Annotated in this window: 12 protein-coding genes; 3 read left to right on the plus strand and 9 right to left on the minus strand. The window is 62.7% G+C overall.

The features are described 5' to 3' along the window. The first annotated feature begins 8 nt into the window (after positions 1–8). The gene (locus BMY06_RS30555; protein WP_161495556.1) at positions 9–1,868 is read left to right on the plus strand and encodes a sensor histidine kinase; all 1,860 of its coding nucleotides are present in this window, start codon (positions 9–11) and stop codon (positions 1,866–1,868) included. Between the two features lie 27 nt (positions 1,869–1,895). On the opposite strand, the gene BMY06_RS30560 is transcribed toward BMY06_RS30555, so the two are convergent. The 6 genes from BMY06_RS30560 to BMY06_RS30585 all read right to left on the minus strand — a co-directional run bounded on the left by BMY06_RS30560 (position 1,896) and on the right by BMY06_RS30585 (position 10,572). Next, positions 1,896–2,447 (minus strand): VapA/VapB family virulence-associated protein, encoded by a 552-nt coding sequence (locus BMY06_RS30560; protein ID WP_197520371.1) that lies wholly within the window; start codon positions 2,445–2,447, stop codon positions 1,896–1,898. Positions 2,448–2,712: 265 nt separating this feature from the next. Next, the gene (locus BMY06_RS30565; protein WP_074986884.1) at positions 2,713–3,543 is read right to left on the minus strand and encodes an ATP-binding cassette domain-containing protein; all 831 of its coding nucleotides are present in this window, start codon (positions 3,541–3,543) and stop codon (positions 2,713–2,715) included. A gap of 28 nt (positions 3,544–3,571) precedes the next feature. Beyond that, positions 3,572–5,254: a cyclic peptide export ABC transporter gene (locus tag BMY06_RS30570; RefSeq protein ID WP_065062946.1), complete on the minus strand. Its 1,683-nt coding sequence runs from the start codon at positions 5,252–5,254 to the stop codon at positions 3,572–3,574. Between the two features lie 131 nt (positions 5,255–5,385). After that, a complete protein-coding gene (fhuB, locus tag BMY06_RS30575; protein ID WP_080180400.1) occupies positions 5,386–7,404 on the minus strand; it encodes a Fe(3+)-hydroxamate ABC transporter permease FhuB in 2,019 nt (672 codons plus the stop codon). Then, entirely contained in the window at positions 7,401–8,402 is a 1,002-nt protein-coding gene (locus BMY06_RS30580; RefSeq protein ID WP_244144431.1) for an iron-siderophore ABC transporter substrate-binding protein, read from the minus strand. The genes fhuB and BMY06_RS30580 overlap by 4 nt, the downstream gene beginning before the upstream one ends. Before the next feature lie 4 nt (positions 8,403–8,406). Continuing rightward, complete coding sequence (locus BMY06_RS30585) at positions 8,407–10,572, minus strand: TonB-dependent siderophore receptor (RefSeq protein ID WP_080180399.1); 2,166 nt, start codon at positions 10,570–10,572, stop codon at positions 8,407–8,409. A gap of 188 nt (positions 10,573–10,760) precedes the next feature. Here BMY06_RS30585 and BMY06_RS30590 point away from each other — a divergent pair, with 188 nt between their 5' ends. Then, positions 10,761–11,555, plus strand: a complete 795-nt coding sequence (locus BMY06_RS30590) for an AraC family transcriptional regulator (protein WP_065062944.1) — start codon at positions 10,761–10,763, stop codon at positions 11,553–11,555. A gap of 325 nt (positions 11,556–11,880) precedes the next feature. On the opposite strand, the gene BMY06_RS30595 is transcribed toward BMY06_RS30590, so the two are convergent. From BMY06_RS30595 to BMY06_RS39060, 3 genes are all read right to left on the minus strand, one after another. Further along, on the minus strand, positions 11,881–13,569 hold the full coding sequence (locus BMY06_RS30595; protein WP_074986878.1) for a ShlB/FhaC/HecB family hemolysin secretion/activation protein: 1,689 nt from the start codon (positions 13,567–13,569) through the stop codon (positions 11,881–11,883). A 95-nt stretch (positions 13,570–13,664) separates the two neighbouring features. After that, positions 13,665–14,093 carry a hypothetical protein gene (locus tag BMY06_RS39055; protein WP_124261934.1) on the minus strand — a complete coding sequence of 143 codons (429 nt, stop codon included), beginning with the start codon at positions 14,091–14,093 and terminating at the stop codon, positions 13,665–13,667. Between the two features lie 10 nt (positions 14,094–14,103). Next, a complete protein-coding gene (locus tag BMY06_RS39060) occupies positions 14,104–14,475 on the minus strand; it encodes a hypothetical protein (RefSeq protein ID WP_143808245.1) in 372 nt (123 codons plus the stop codon). Positions 14,476–14,626: 151 nt separating this feature from the next. Here BMY06_RS39060 and BMY06_RS30600 point away from each other — a divergent pair. Continuing rightward, positions 14,627–14,855, plus strand: a 229-nt coding sequence (locus BMY06_RS30600) for a transposase (RefSeq protein ID WP_143064445.1), incomplete at its 3' end; no start/stop codon positions are given.

The raw sequence follows: 14,855 nt of genomic DNA on the forward strand, positions 1-14,855 counted from the left end.
TTCTTTCGGTGTTGGCCATCGCGACACATGCCGGCGCGGCGCACGCGGCGGCAACTTGCCAACCCGACAATGGCGCATCGACATCGGGCTTCGATCGCATCGAAGCCGCCCGCTCCGGCTGGGATGCGCCCGCGCCGCCGCTAACCGGATGGACGCCCGTCACCTTGCCGGACGTCTGGGCCGGCCGCTGGCCCGGTTTCGACGGCGTGGTCTGGTACCGGTTGAGTTGGCGTCAGTCGGGCGCCGCCCGGCCCTGCGCCATCCTGCTCGACTACCTGAATATGGCGGGCGCGGTGTATCTCAACGGCAGTCTGCTCAGCCGCGACACGAACCTGACCGAACCGCTATCGCGAGCATGGAACACGCCGCGCATCTGGATCGTCGATAGCCCGGTTCTGCGCGACGGCGACAATACCCTGCTCATCCGCGTGTCGGGACTGACCGCCTATAGTCCCGGACTCGGCAACGTGGTTCGCGGCGACCCCGCGCCCGTCATGGCGCAATACCGGCACGCCTTGCTGCTTCGCCAGGACCTGCAGTTCTTCGGTCTCGCCATCACGGTCACGCTGGGCGGCGTCTTCCTCGCGCTGTGGATCATGCGTCGGCAAGAGTCCGCTTACGGATGGTTCGCGGCGATGTCTATCGCCTGGTGGTGCTATGCCTATAACCAGATTGCGATCTCGCCGTGGCCATTCGCAACGACGCATGCGTGGGAGAAGTTCAGCTCCATCGCGTTTCTGCTTTATTGCGCGAGCTTCATGGTCTTCGTACTGCGTTTTTGCCGACGCCGCGCCCCACGCGCCGAGCGAGCGCTCTGGGCGATCGTGCTGATCGGCAGCGGCTGGCTGATCGTGACGCCCGGCTCGGCGATTGCCGATGCGCGAGCACTCTGGGCGCTCATACCGATGGCGGGTTTCATCGGAAGCTGCGGTCTGCTGCTGTGGTTTTCGTGGCGCAGCCGCGAAATCGAGCAGCAGATCCTGACGGTTTGCATGGTGATTTTCATTGCCGTCGGCGTTCACGACCTGCTGGTTTTTGTCGGCATCCTGAATACCAACATCTACTACGCCGTGTTCACGTCGCAAGCGCTCATGTTGAGCATGGCGCTTGCCCTTGCCTGGCGATTCGCCCAGAACGTCCGGAAGATCGAGCAGTTCAACGACGAACTGCGCTCCAGGGTCGATCTCGCGACGCAGGAACTCGCGCACACGCTGACGCGCCAGCATACGCTCGAGGTCGCGAATGCGCGGCTCGGAGAACGCCTCAATCTCGCCCACGATCTGCACGACGGTCTGGGCGGCACGCTGGTGTCGAGTATCGCGGCGCTCGAACACTCGCCCGCCGACATTTCGTCGGATCGCTTTCTCTCCATCCTCAAAGAGCTTCGCGACGATCTGAGAATCGTGATTGACGCGGCCGCTCACTCAACCGAAGACAGCGCTTCGCTTGCGGAACAGATCGGGCCGCTGCGTCATCGGATGACGCGCATTTTCGAAAACCGGCAAATCGAATGCAGCTGGTTAATCGACGGCGCGGATCCGTGCAATCTTTCGGCAGCGCAGGTGCTCGATATCACCCGCATACTGCAGGAAGCGTTGACGAATGTGCTCAAGCACAGTCGCGCGCGCCGCGTGCAGATCGTACTGCGTACGACAAAGAACGCGTTCGAGCTACGCGTCACCGATGACGGCGTGGGATTCGAAACGCATGGGCAAAGCGGATCGCACTATTCGACTGGTCTGCGCAGCATGGCACATCGTGCCACACGCTTGGGCGCGACATTCGAAGTATCCAGCGCATCAGGATCGACTCACGTCGTCGTGGTCAAACCCGACGTGGAGGCGGCGAATCCGCCGCCTCCGCCTTAACCGCGCGCATTGGACGCGCTGATGCGCTTACTTCCAGTGACCGCTTCCGCCCCCCGTTCCGCCTACGGTGCTGACGCCACCTGACATGAAATTGCCAAGGAATTTGCTGCCCTTGCCAAAGAAGTTCACGTTCAACATGACCGGACTGGCATTGAACTGAAAGCTGCGGGTGTCGGCATAAAGCAGTTCGATGTCTTTCGTAAATACGGTACCGAACAATGCGCCGCCGCCCGGGCTGGAAATGCCGCCGGCATTTCCGGTGAACGTTTTGATCGGATTGCCGTATTTCCGGTCCGCCGTCGTTTCAATATGAAAGCGCAGATAAAAGATGGCGCTGATGACATTAGCCTTTGCCGGATATTGCTTACCTTCTTGTGCCGCGCGCAATCCGGACGACACCAGCGCGATGTCTTCGGCAGGCAATGCCGATCGCATGGACTCGGTAAAAAGTTTGATGAGTTCCGCGGGGTCCGCCTTGACCAATTCGTTTTCCATTTTCACGATCTCCTGGTTGGGCAACGCGTGACCAATTTGCTGAAGGTCGTTACTCACCTTCGTGGAACGGGTTCGTTTTTCCACGGCCGGTCGCAGCGTCGTGATGGATACGGTATGGCTTCGAGCGACGGCGAGCCATACCTCAAACCAGGTATTTATTAGACAAAAGCAGCATGAAATGCTCAGGATCGCCGACCGCTTCTCAACCTTCCCCCCCGACGATCACGGCCACCCCGGACTCAAGTTCAAAGCGCCAAGGCACTCGAATCCCGCGCAGTCTCGTCAATGCCAGCGAACATAAATCGCCTGCGCACAACGCTCCCTGCCTCTGCCAACGCAGCCTTGCACATTACAAGGCAAAACTGATCGATGCAGCGCCGCCATGCGGATGCGGCAAGGTCATCATCGGAATACCGTAAATCGCGCTCAGCGTTTGCGCGTCCATCATCTGCGCGGTCGCCCCGTTCGCGAGCAACCGGCCGTCTTTCAGCGCGATGAGCTCGTCGCAGAATCGCGCGGCCATATTGATGTCGTGCAGCACCACGACCACGCCGAGTCCCCGCTCCTCGCTCAAGCGCCTCACCAACGCCAGCACGTCGATCTGATGCGCGATATCGAGCGCCGAAATCGGCTCGTCGAGCAACAGGCAGTCGCTATCCTGCGCGAGCAGCATCGCGATCCAGACGCGCTGACGCTCACCGCCGGACAGGCTGTCCACGGCGCGGTCCGCGTAGCGCGCGACATCGGTCTGCTCCATCGCCTCCGTCACCTTGCTCTCGTCCGTGCGCGAAAAGCGGCCCAATGCGCCGTGCCACGGATAGCGCCCGAGCGCGACCAGCTCGCGCACCGTCATGCCGTCGGCGGTCGGCAGATTTTGCGGCAGATAGGCCACCTTCCGGGCGAACGCACGATTGTCCCAATCGGCAATCGGCCGCCCCGCGAAACGCAACACGCCCCCGCCAGGATGCTGCTGGCGCGCGAGCAGTTTGACGAGCGTCGATTTGCCCGAGCCGTTATGGCCGATCAGCCCATACATGCGCCCCTTCGACAGCGACAAGGTCAGCGGCTTGAGCAGCGCGCGCCCACCGACCTCGAACGTCACCTGATCGAGCGAGAACAAGGGGCTAGCGTCGGCTTCGTTGGGGCGAGCGGCGGTCGCCGCCGTGTGGGTATCGGTCATGTCAGGCGCGTGCATGTTCATGGAAGACTCATTGGCTGGTGCGAAACATCTTGACGACGGACGAAGCGCGTGTGGCTGCGCTGTCTTTTGCGAGCAGTTCTTCTCCGGTACCGGCTTCGACGATCTGCCCGTAATCGAGCTTGATATAGCGGTCGGCGAGATGGAAATAGCGGTCGTCGTGCGTGATGACGACCACCGTCTTGCCCTTCGCTTTCAACGCAGGCAGCAGCTCGCGATAGAAAACGTCCTTGAAAAGCGGGTCTTGATCGGCGGCCCATTCGTCGAACAGATAGAACGGCCGGTCCTCGAGATACGCGACCAGCAGCGCGAGGCGTTTGCGCTGGCCTTGCGACAATTCGAGTGTCGAGAACGCGCCGTCCGCAATCCGCACCTTGTGATCGAGATGTAGCAGTTCGAGCAGGCGTTGCGCCGATTGATCAAGTCCGTCGAGCCGCATACCTAGCAAACTGTCGAACAGGAAGAAGTCGCTGAACACCACGGAAAACAGCTGCCGATAGTCGTCGCGCTGCGCTTCGCCCACGGGCTCGCCGTTCACCAGCACGCGTCCCTGCTCGGGCGGATAGAGACCCACGATCATCTTCGCGAGCGTGGTCTTGCCGCTGCCGTTTCCGCCAATCAGATAGACCAGCTCGCCGGATTTGAAGGTGAGATCGACGGGACCGAGCGTGAAGACTTCATTTTCTTTTTCGCGGAAGTACTGATGCGTGACGCCGTCGAGCACGATCGAATCGAACGCGTGCAACGGCGTCGTGGCGCGCGCCATTTCGACGGGCAGATCGAGGCTGAATTGCTGTATGCGCTCCAGCGCTACGCGCGCCGAACTCACATTCGGAATCGCGGCAAGCAACGCTTCGATCGGCATGATCATGTACAGAAACACCATCGCGTAACCGGCCATGACGTGCGGGCCGACCGGATACAGCCGGTTGAGGACGAACAGCGTGCAGCCGATAAACGCGAACAGCATGAAGCTGCCCCAGCTGGCGGCGGCGGCGTACAGCACATAGCCGCGCGTGCGCTGCACGCGCACCGCTTCGACGTTGCCGGCCAGCGTCTCTTCGACGAAGGCGGCGCGGCGCAGGCGATGGAGCTTGAGTTCCTTCGCTCCGTCGAACAGCGCGCGGAACTGCTTGATCAGATCGTCTTCGCGGCGTCGCGACGCACGCAGATGGAACACCGCGCGGCTGTTCGCAAACCAGAAGCCGGCCGCGCCCACGCCGATCATCGGAATGGCGAACATCAGGATGCGCCACGACAGAAACCCGAGATAGCCGAGACAGCCGGCGATCACCGCGCCCTGCATCGCGAGCGTCGGCAGGCTGATGAACAGCACGACGATCGTATCGAGATCCTGGGTCAGCACGGCGAGCGCTTTCGCTCCGCCCTGCCGTTCGAGTTCGCGAAACGACGCTTCGCCGATGCGCCGCACGGCGTACATCCGCAGCGTGGCCTTGGCGCGCTGTCCGAGATACATGAACTGCGTCTGCGAGAGCGTACGGGTGACGAGCACCAGCGCGCCCACCAGCAGGAAGCGCCAGCCGAGTTCGATCAGGCGGTCGCTCGACGCGCCAAGCGCTTCATTGATGAGCGCGATCAGCGCGGCGTTGCCGAGGCCGCTCACGATGCTGGTGGCCAGCGCCGTGATCAGCATCCAGCGCGACTGGCGAACGAGATAGAGAAAGATGGACATGGGGATTTCCTGAGGCCGTCTCGCCGTCCGCGCAGTGTGGCACGGCGCGGGCGGATGGCCATTCATTGTTCTGCGAATCAGGTTGCACGCGATGGCAAGCGACGAAGTCCGCGAGACGACTTCGCCGCTGGCTAACGTCTCAACAGCCACAACAAATAAGGACCTCCAATCATGGCGGCAAGCAATCCGGCCGGCATCTGCTGCGGGAAGATCAGGTTGCGGCCCGCCCAGTCGGCGAGCACCATCACCAGCGCGCCAGTCAGCGCCGCCACTGTCAACTGGCCACGTGCGCGCGGAAAGCCGAGCAGCCGCGCGAGATGCGGCGCGAGCAGCCCAATGAACGACAACGGGCCGACCACGATCGTTGCGCCCGCCGTCGCCATGGCGGCCACCAGCATCAGCAGGAAGCGCGCGCGCCCCGATTCGACGCCCAATGCGCCCGCCATGCCCGCGCCCAGCGGCAACATCGTGAGCCAGCGTCCGCAGACGAGCGCCGCGAGCGCCGAGGCCACGGCCCAGACCACGGCCGCCGAGGCCACGCCCGGCCCGATCAGATAGGTCGAGCCCAGCGTCAGGCTGCGTAACAGGAAGGCGAACGCGCCGCCGCTGGCCGTCGCGAGCGCGATCACCGATTGCGAGAGCCCGGTCAGCGCCACGCCCGCGAGCAACATCGACGCGGGCGCGAACCGGCTGCGGCGCGCAAACAGCATCATCGCCGCGAGGCCGATCAGCGAACCGGCAAACGAGGCGCCGAGCAACGCGGGCGCGGTCGGTGCGGCAGACGTCAGCGTTGCGCCGAACAGCCCGAGCATTGCGCCGCCGCTCACGCCGAGCAGTTCCGGACTGGCCATCGGATTGCCGCTCGTCCGCTGCAGCACAGTACCCGCGATCGCCAGCATGACGCCCGCCGCCGCCGATGCGACCAGCCGCGGCACGCGCCAGAGCGACACCGCGCCCAGTTCGCGCGCGCCACTCCAGTACCAGCCAGTCTCCGTGTTCGCGTAGCACAGCGAGACGAGCACGGCGAGCGCGAGCGCACCCAGCAGGATCATGACGGCGGTCGCGAGGCGGCGTCGCGCGATGGCCGGTTCGGCGTGCAGCAAGCCCGCCCCGCCGCCGTCGAGCGGCAGGCGGCGCAGGAGCCAGAGCAGTAGCGGACCGCCCAGCAATGCGGTGGCCGCGCCAGTGGGCAGCAACTCGCCGCCCAGACCGGGCAGGCACTGGACGAGCTGATCGGTCAGCGCGAGCAGCGTCGCGCCGGTCAGTGGCGCCCAGAGCAACTGATCGCGCAGACGCCGTGCGCCCGCGAGGCGCGCCAGCACCGGACCCGCCAGCCCCACGAAGCCGATTACGCCCACCGCGCTCGTGGCGAACGCCGCCAGGGCCACCGCCACGCCCAGTGCCAGCGGCCTTACGCAGGCGAGCGAGAGACCGAGTTGACGCGCGCCCGCATCGGGCAGCGCGAACAGTGTCAGCGGCCTCACGAGCAACACGGCGCACACGAGTCCCGCCGTCACGCGCGGCAGCAGCCACAGCACGCTGTCCCAGCCGTTCTGGCTCAGTGATCCGCCGCCCCAGATGAATACGGCGATGAGCGTGCGTTCGTGCGCGATCGTCAAGATCACGGCGACCGCGCCGCAGTACAGGTTGACGATCATCCCCGCCAGGACGACCGGAACGGGCGCGAAGCCCTTGCGCCAGGTGAGGCACAGCGTGACGAGCATCGCCAGGGCGGCGCCCACGAGCGCCACGCCGAGGCGCTGGCTGGCGAGCAGCGCGGGCGCCCAGATCGCGGCCACGGTCATGGCGAGGCTCGCGCCCGCCGAGACGCCCAGCGTCATTGGCTCGGCAAGCGGGTTGCGCAATACCTGCTGGAACAGCGTGCCCGCCAGCGCCAGCGCGCCCCCCACGAGCAGCGAGACGGCCAGACGCGGCCACCACGCGTAATGCACGACCATGCGCTGGAGCGCGACCACGGGCGAGTCCGGGTTCGCATCGAACCAGTGCGCGGGCGCGAGATGGCCGCTCAGCGTATGCAGCGCGATCAGCGCGGCGCACAGCGCGAGCCACGCGGGCAGACGCCAGGGTCCTCGAATGGGAAAACGAGCAAGCAGTGGCGCGATGGCCGCTTCGTCGGCGATACGCTTCATGATCTCGCTCCGCTCAATGCACCGGCCAGTTGCGTGGCGAAGCGCATGGCCGAGACGGGGCCGCCGGTCGGCGACGCCTTGCCGATCGAATGCAGCCGCCCGTCCTTGACGAACGGCAGCGCGCGCCACAGCGGACTCTGTGCGAGTTCTGGCGGCACGCCGGACGACGCCATGCCGACCAGCACCGCGCCCGCCTCGGGCCGCTGCGCCAGGGCGGCGAGATCCGTTTCGGCGGCGCCCTGTGCGTCGGTACCGCCCTGCCATGCGTTGGTGAGACCGAGTTCGCGCATCACGCCGTCGAACAGCCCTTGCGGCCCGTAGACCGTCACATGGCGCCCATCGATGGGCCGCAGCGCGTACAGCGGCCAGCGCGCTGCGCCGGATTCGCGCACCTGCGTGGCGCTCCGCACGATGGTTGCGTCGAGACGCGCCAGCAGCGCGTCGGCCTGCGGCTCGCGGCCCAGCGCGTGTGCGAGGTAGCGCGTCTGCGTGCGCATGTTCAGATAGGCGTCGCCCCGCGACGCAGCAACGCCCGGCGCATACAAGGTCACGGTCAACGTCGGCGCAATCCGTTCGAGCAACGGACGCAGCATGGCGTGCCATGCGGTGATGACGATCAGATCGGGCGCGAGGCGCTGCAAGACTTCGAAATTCGGCTGATACAGCAACCCCGTATCGACGACCTCGTCGGGCAGCGGCGGATCGCCGTCGAGTTGCGTGTACCAGATGGGCCGCGCCACGCCCACCGGGACGACGCCGAGCGACAGCACGATCTCGGTGAGGTCCCAGTCGAGCACGACGATACGGCGCGGCGCTCCGACGGCTGCGCGCGCAACTTCATTGGCGAATGCAGCGGGCGAAGGCGGCATCAGGCAAGCAGGCGCCACCAGCCACGCGGCCAGCCTGCCGAGCACGCGGCGGCGCCCGGCGTCGGGTTCCCGAGCCGTGCGCCGCCGCGCCACGATGGCTTCATCGAACAGGTCGGCGATGTTTACCACGTCGTTACCACGTATAGCGCGCCGAGCCGACGATGGAACGCGTCGCGCCCCAGTAGCAGTAGAACGTATTCGTGCAATACGAAATGTATTCGTGATTGAACAGGTTATTGATGTTCAGACCCAGTCTCCAGTTCTGCCAGTCGTAGTGGAACGCGAGGTCGACCAGCGTGCGCGCCGGCACCTGGAACGTGTTCGCGCTGTCGCCCTCCGAACTGCCCATGTAGCGAAGCCCGCCGCCAAGGCCGAAGTTGCGCAGCGGCCCGCGATGGAAGGTGTAATCGGCCCACAACGCGGCGCTGTTACGCGGCGCGATGGTCGGACGCTTGCCTTCGTAGGTCGAGTCCTGCGTCACGCGCTGGTTCAGATACGTGTACGAGGCGATCAGCTTGAGTTCTTCCGTGATGTTCGCGTGCGCTTCGGCTTCGATCCCTTGCGAGCGCACCTGACCGGTCTGCACCTGGAAGTTCGCGTTGGTGGGATCGGTCGTGGCCACGTTGTTCTGGCGCAGGTCGTAGGCCGACAGGCGGAAGTAGCCCGCATAGCCCTTCGGTTGATAACGCACGCCGACTTCGAGCTGCTTGCCTGTGGTCGGCACGAACGGCGCGCCGTTCTCCGTCGACCCGAGCACCGGCTCGAACGACCGCGCATAGCTGACGTACGGCACGATGCCGTTGTCGAACTCGTAGGCCAGACCCGCGCGCCACGTGAACGCGTGATCAGTGGCATGCGTGACCGCGCTGTCGTCCTGCTGGTTGGTGCTCGCATAATCCTCGCGAATACCGACCGTGAAGACCCAGTGCCGGTAGCGCATTTCATCCTGTGCATAGACGCCGACCTGAGCCAGCGAATAGTCGAGACGCTCGTCCGGCGTGATCGTCGACAGCGAGGCGTAGTCCGGGTTGAACAGATTCAGCGTGCCGGCGAGGCCGCCGCCCGTATCGTCGCCGCCCAGCACGCGGCGATAGTCGAGGCCGAACAACACCGTATGGTCGACCGGACCCGTGGCGAACTTCGCCTGCGCGTGCGTATCGACCTGGAACTGGCTCCAGTGCTCGTTATCGACATTGCCCCACATGTAGGCCGTGTCGTTGTTGGTCAGGCCGCTCGTGACCGAGGTCTGGTAATAGCGCTCGTCGATATGCAGATAGCGCAGATTCTGCGAGACGCTCCACGTGTCGTTGAACGCGTGCTGAAACTGATAGCCGAACCAGTACTGCGTGCGCTGCATGCCGTCGGTGTTCGGGTCGCCGAAGTACTGGTCCGGGCCGAGCTTGCCGTTCGGGTTGTCCCAGATCGTGCCGCTGGCCGTGATCGGATTGAACAGCCCGCCGTTCGGGTCGCGCTGATAACCGGCCTGCAGCGTGAGGCTGGTCTGGTGATCGGGCTTGAACGTGATGGACGGCGCGATCGCAATGCGCTGGTCCTTGATGTCGCTGACCTGCGTTTCCGAATCGCGGCCAATCCCCGTGATGCGATACAGCACCGTGCCGTCCTTGTCGAGCGGGCCGCTGAAATCGAAACCGAGCTGGTAGTTATTGTGATTGCCGATGATTGCTTCGACCTCGTGATACGGTGTGTCGGTCGGCAGCTTGCTCACGTAGTTGACCATGCCGCCGGGGTTGCCCTGCCCGTACAGCACCGAGGACGGCCCGAACAGCACGTCGATACGATCCATCAGATAGGTGTCGATCCGCGGCGTGGCGAAACGCGGCGACTGATACAGCGCGAGGCCGTCCATGTACGAGTCCATGTCGAAACCGCGCGCGCGCAGCTGGTCGAAGCGTACGTCGGTGCCGTCCTGCGTGTAGACGCCGGTCGTGTAGCGCAGCGCCTGGTCGACCGTCTGCACGCCCTGATCGTCCATCTGCTGGCGCGTGACCGTTGAGATCGACTGCGGATTGTCGATCACCGCCGAGTCGGTCTTCGAACCCGTCTTGCTGCGCTTCGCGACGTAGCCCACGCCCGGCCCCTGCGGGTCCTCGACGGCGGCGGATTTCACGTTGACCATGGGCAGCACGTTGCCGTTCGTCGAAGCCGAAGGCGCGGATGCCGCCGCTGCAGCGGAAGCGGCATCGGTCGAGTCGGCCGCGTGCGCCCGCAGCACGCTGCTCCCCAGCAGAGCAGCGATAACGCTCAATTTGAGCGGGTTGGAAAGATCCCCGATTTTCATCTTCTATAGCCTTTGTGTGCCTTGCCAGGCACAATTTAAATGATAAGCGTTTGCATTTGCATTCGCACTATGTTTCTCACTCAGTTGATCTATAGGATGATAGCGACTACCATTTCACACAGGTTGACAACAAATGTTCAGTTTCAGCCATCTTCTGGCCGGATCTAAACGGTCACTCCGGGAGTCGCATGAAGGAATTTCTGCTCAAGCGCTATCCGCACCAGCGCAGGCAACTTGCGCGGCAGGTCACGGTGCGCGCACTCGCCTACCACGACGGCGAGCGCGAACTGTGGCATCAGCATGAGCACGGCCATTTGATCGTCCCGCTGCGCGGCGTGGTGCGTGTGCTCACGCCCAACCGCACCTGGACGCTGCCGCCGTCGCGCGGGCTGTGGCTGCCATCATTCATCGACCACGAATTGCACGCGGTCGGGAGCCTGCATCTTTGCACGGTGAATGTGGAGCCCGGCACGACCGGATGGCTGTGGGCGAACGGCAAGGTGCTGCCCGTCGAGCCGCTGCTGCGCGAACTGCTCAAGGGCATGCTGCACGACGGCACGGATTACGAGCCAGACAGCCGCACCGCGCTGGCCGTTCCCTTCCTCCTGAAGATGCTCGAAGAAGCGCCGCTGCTGGGCGAGGAAGGTCTGCCGCTACCGCGCGATGCACGATTGCTCGCGATCTGCGAGCACATGATGACCGAGCCGGCCACCGATTACACGCTCGACCGGTGGGCGGACGAAATCGGCACGAGCGGCCGCACGCTCGCGCGGCACTTCAAGGAGGAAACGGGTATGAGCTTCGGACACTGGCGTCAGCATATGCGCGCCGCCGAAGCGACGACGCGGCTCGCGCTGGGCGCTGCGGTCACGTCGGTCGCACTCGATCTCGGATACAGCACGCCGAGCGCATTTACGGTGATGTTCCGGCGACTGTTTGGCGCTTCGCCGCAGCAATATATGTCATCGTCCAGCAACGAATAAGCGAACGGATGACTCAAGCGTACACGTGTGTTTGGTTCGCCAGACAGAACACTCTGCAATAGTTGGGCATTCGAGAACGACCGCGCTGTAGCCGTAAACGGTCATTGGGTTATGAACGCATGAGAGGCAGCTTTGGGTCGCATGCGGACTCTCGCCTCAACTCGAAGTGCGTCACTCTATGCGATGTGCATGAGACGGCACTCGGCCATGAGGAGGAGCTCACTCGGCAGCTATAAGTGGCTGCAAACTGCTGCTCTTCGATCATCCGATCGGTTGGTGGACCGATCGACCACGAACCCGAATCTGCGCGTGCAGCGGACCGGACCTAAAACTGTCCTGTCACCAGGAAACCGAGCGTCACTCGCGACGCCGGAAAATCAGCCGGTTTATAGACGGGGGCGCCAGCGAACACGTCATAACTGAGCGTTCCGTACCGCCCGGAAATCGCTCCCTTGAAGCCGATGACCGCGCCAGCCAACTGCGTGCCCGCGAGATACTGTGCGGACGGCCCCCAGACGTGGCCGTAATCGAGCCCAGCATAGACCGCCTGGCCGCTCTGGCCGATGGAATACTGCACTTCGTTGCGCAAGTAGAACCCACGCTCTGCCGCCAGCATCGTTTCGCCGCTGAAACCTCGCACCGTGTAACGACTGCCGATAGTGAGGTCATCAATGTAGTTCAGTTCGTCTGCGGTGTACTGCCCGTGCAGCGTGCCAACGTAGCGGAAGTTTTGCCCTGCAATGGCGAATGGCGCTACGAGATTCGCGTCGAGCGTCGCCATACGGAAACGGTACGTGGGGCCATCCGGCGTGTCAGTCTGTGCGCCGAACCCGCCGACACCCTGACGATACGCGAGCGTACCGTCGAACTGCGATGCGCCGAAGTAATGACGGTTCGTCACGCCCGCCTCGACAAAGGTGTTGTCGCGGCGCTGCTGCGGAATCTCCGTATCCTCGACGAAGCTCGCGCCAAACCGCTTGATGAACTGGAATTCAAAGCCTGTCACGTCCGACTGGCTGCGATACACAACGCGTTCCAGCTTGAGCCCCACGGTCTGCGCGTTGCCGCTGGAGACAAACGTCTGATTGACGCCTGCGACCTGCTGATAGTACGTGTTCGTGTAGCCGTAAAGCGTGCCGGTCCAGTAACCCCATGGCATCGCATAGGAACCGTTCCAGCCGTGTGTTCCGAGCTTGTGATTACCGAACTGCAAATCCTGGTTATAGCCCGCTGACAGTACGTCATTGATGCCTAGCAGGTTATAGAGCCCAAGCGTCACATTGCCGATGTAGTCGCCCGTCTCGCGCGTGCCGGAGTTATCCGCCGACACGACCAGCGACCATGGTTTCGAACGCTTGACGGACACGACCACGTCACTTTCACCGGGCGACGTGCCAGGAACTAGCTGCATGGTCGCATCCTGATTTGGTACGCGTTTCATCTGCTCAAGGCCCTGTTCCAGATCGCGGAGGTTCAGCACGTCACCATCGCGCGCGGGGAAGGCCGTTTTGAGCGTGCCGCGTGTGTTCGCGTCAGCAAACTTCAGATGACGGGTGACACCTGGTATCAGCGCAAATTTCAGCACTCCTTTGGACAAATCCTGCGTCGGCAGGAGTGCGCGCGTCGTGATGTAGCCGCGACTCAGGAGAACACCTTGCAAGCCCTTGGCCAGCACATCAAGGCCCTCTTTGCCAACGCATTGTCCGCTATAGTGCTGGAGCCATTCGGGCAGAAACGAGAACGGGTCCATCGGCAGCGCCGACGCGCCCTTGACGCGCGTCGCGGCTGGCAGCGAATCCGGCACGCCGACCGTGAATACCTCAATACGGAAACACGGCGTTTCGACGGGTAGCGCAGGCCATTCGTCAGCCTTCGGCGCGTCCGAGCGCACGACCGGCGCCGCCACGGCAGCCGCGCGCTGCTGGGCCTCGCGGCGTTGCTGGACTTGCTGTTGTTGTTCGGCGTCCACGTGTACCGCCGCGTTGGGCGGCGTCTGCGAATGAGCGAGCGACATCGCGGCTGTAAGCGGCAGTGCCGCCAACCTGGTATGGATTTTCACGGGTATAAAACTGGCAGGATTAGGGCGTGAAAATCACGCCACATAACCTTTTATTTTTTAACGAAATTCTCGTAAATTTCCGTCAATTTCCCGACAAAATCCCGATTCAGAGGTGAAGAAATTGAATTCCAGCTGCACATACCAACCGACTCAACAATCTTCTTGAGCTCATCAGTTCCGTTGAAATATAAAACATCCCACAGAACATCAACAGGAATATTGTTCCCAACATCTCCATTAGACAATAATTCAGCAAGAAATCGCGCGCTATCGTGCGCTGATATTTCTGGCCTATGCGTAGCCTCGATGAGTCCGCAGTTGACATTTAGGCACAGAAAATTCACAACCGCTCGCCTCCAATTTTCGGGAGTAGCTCCAAATTGCCCTCCGAGAAAATTCGGCAGCGTTGCGTTGGGCGTAAAGTCATCGAGACTTGCTACGATGAGTTGCCGTTGATAGTCACTTTCAGGGAAATTCATTACATTACTCTCACTCACTCGGAAATTTGAACTTCGCAACATTTCCATTATTGATATTTTTTACGGCTGCACTATTAATTTCAACAGTCGCTGTTGTATCTGCCGTTGCAACCGATGCCTGACCTGCAGGACGGTAGGTGATTGCCGTACCATCTGGCATGATTGCCACCCAACTACCTTCACCCGTTATGTTCTTTATAACCTTGACAGGAGTTTGACCATTAAACGCCTCAGTAGCAAATTGCTCTGCTGTTGCGCTAGGGTCAGCCGTCGGCTCCATTGGAATTGGCGTGCCCAGTCCGCCGATCCCGGCAGGCAGTTTTCCATCTTCGCCCAAGATGGAGGAAGGCACCTGTGAATTGTCGCTACCGTTGTTTGCCAAGGTTGCATTGTCAGGAACATAACCCGGAGTTCCTGGCGTCACAACAGCAGGTGTTACTGGAGCAGCCCCCTGAAACACCGGACACAGCGACCCACTTAAAATAACGGGTAGGCATAAGACTGTGTTTTTGACTAACACCAGGCAGGAAGTGATGGACGTGTTGACGGGCCCGGAGCGTCGGCGGCGCTGGACAGCGGAGCAGAAGCTGTCGATGGTGCGCGAGAGTTTCGAGCCGGGGAAATCGGTATCGTTGGTGGCTCGCCAGCACGGCGTGAACCCGAACCAGCTATTCCACTGGCGCAAGCTGTACCAGGACGGCAGCCTTTCGGCGGTCAAGGCTGGCGAAGAAGTCGTTCCGGCATCAGAGCTGGCGGACGCGC

Origin of the sequence: Paraburkholderia tropica (genome assembly GCF_900109265.1) — a bacterium.
GTDB lineage: Bacteria > Pseudomonadota > Gammaproteobacteria > Burkholderiales > Burkholderiaceae > Paraburkholderia > Paraburkholderia tropica.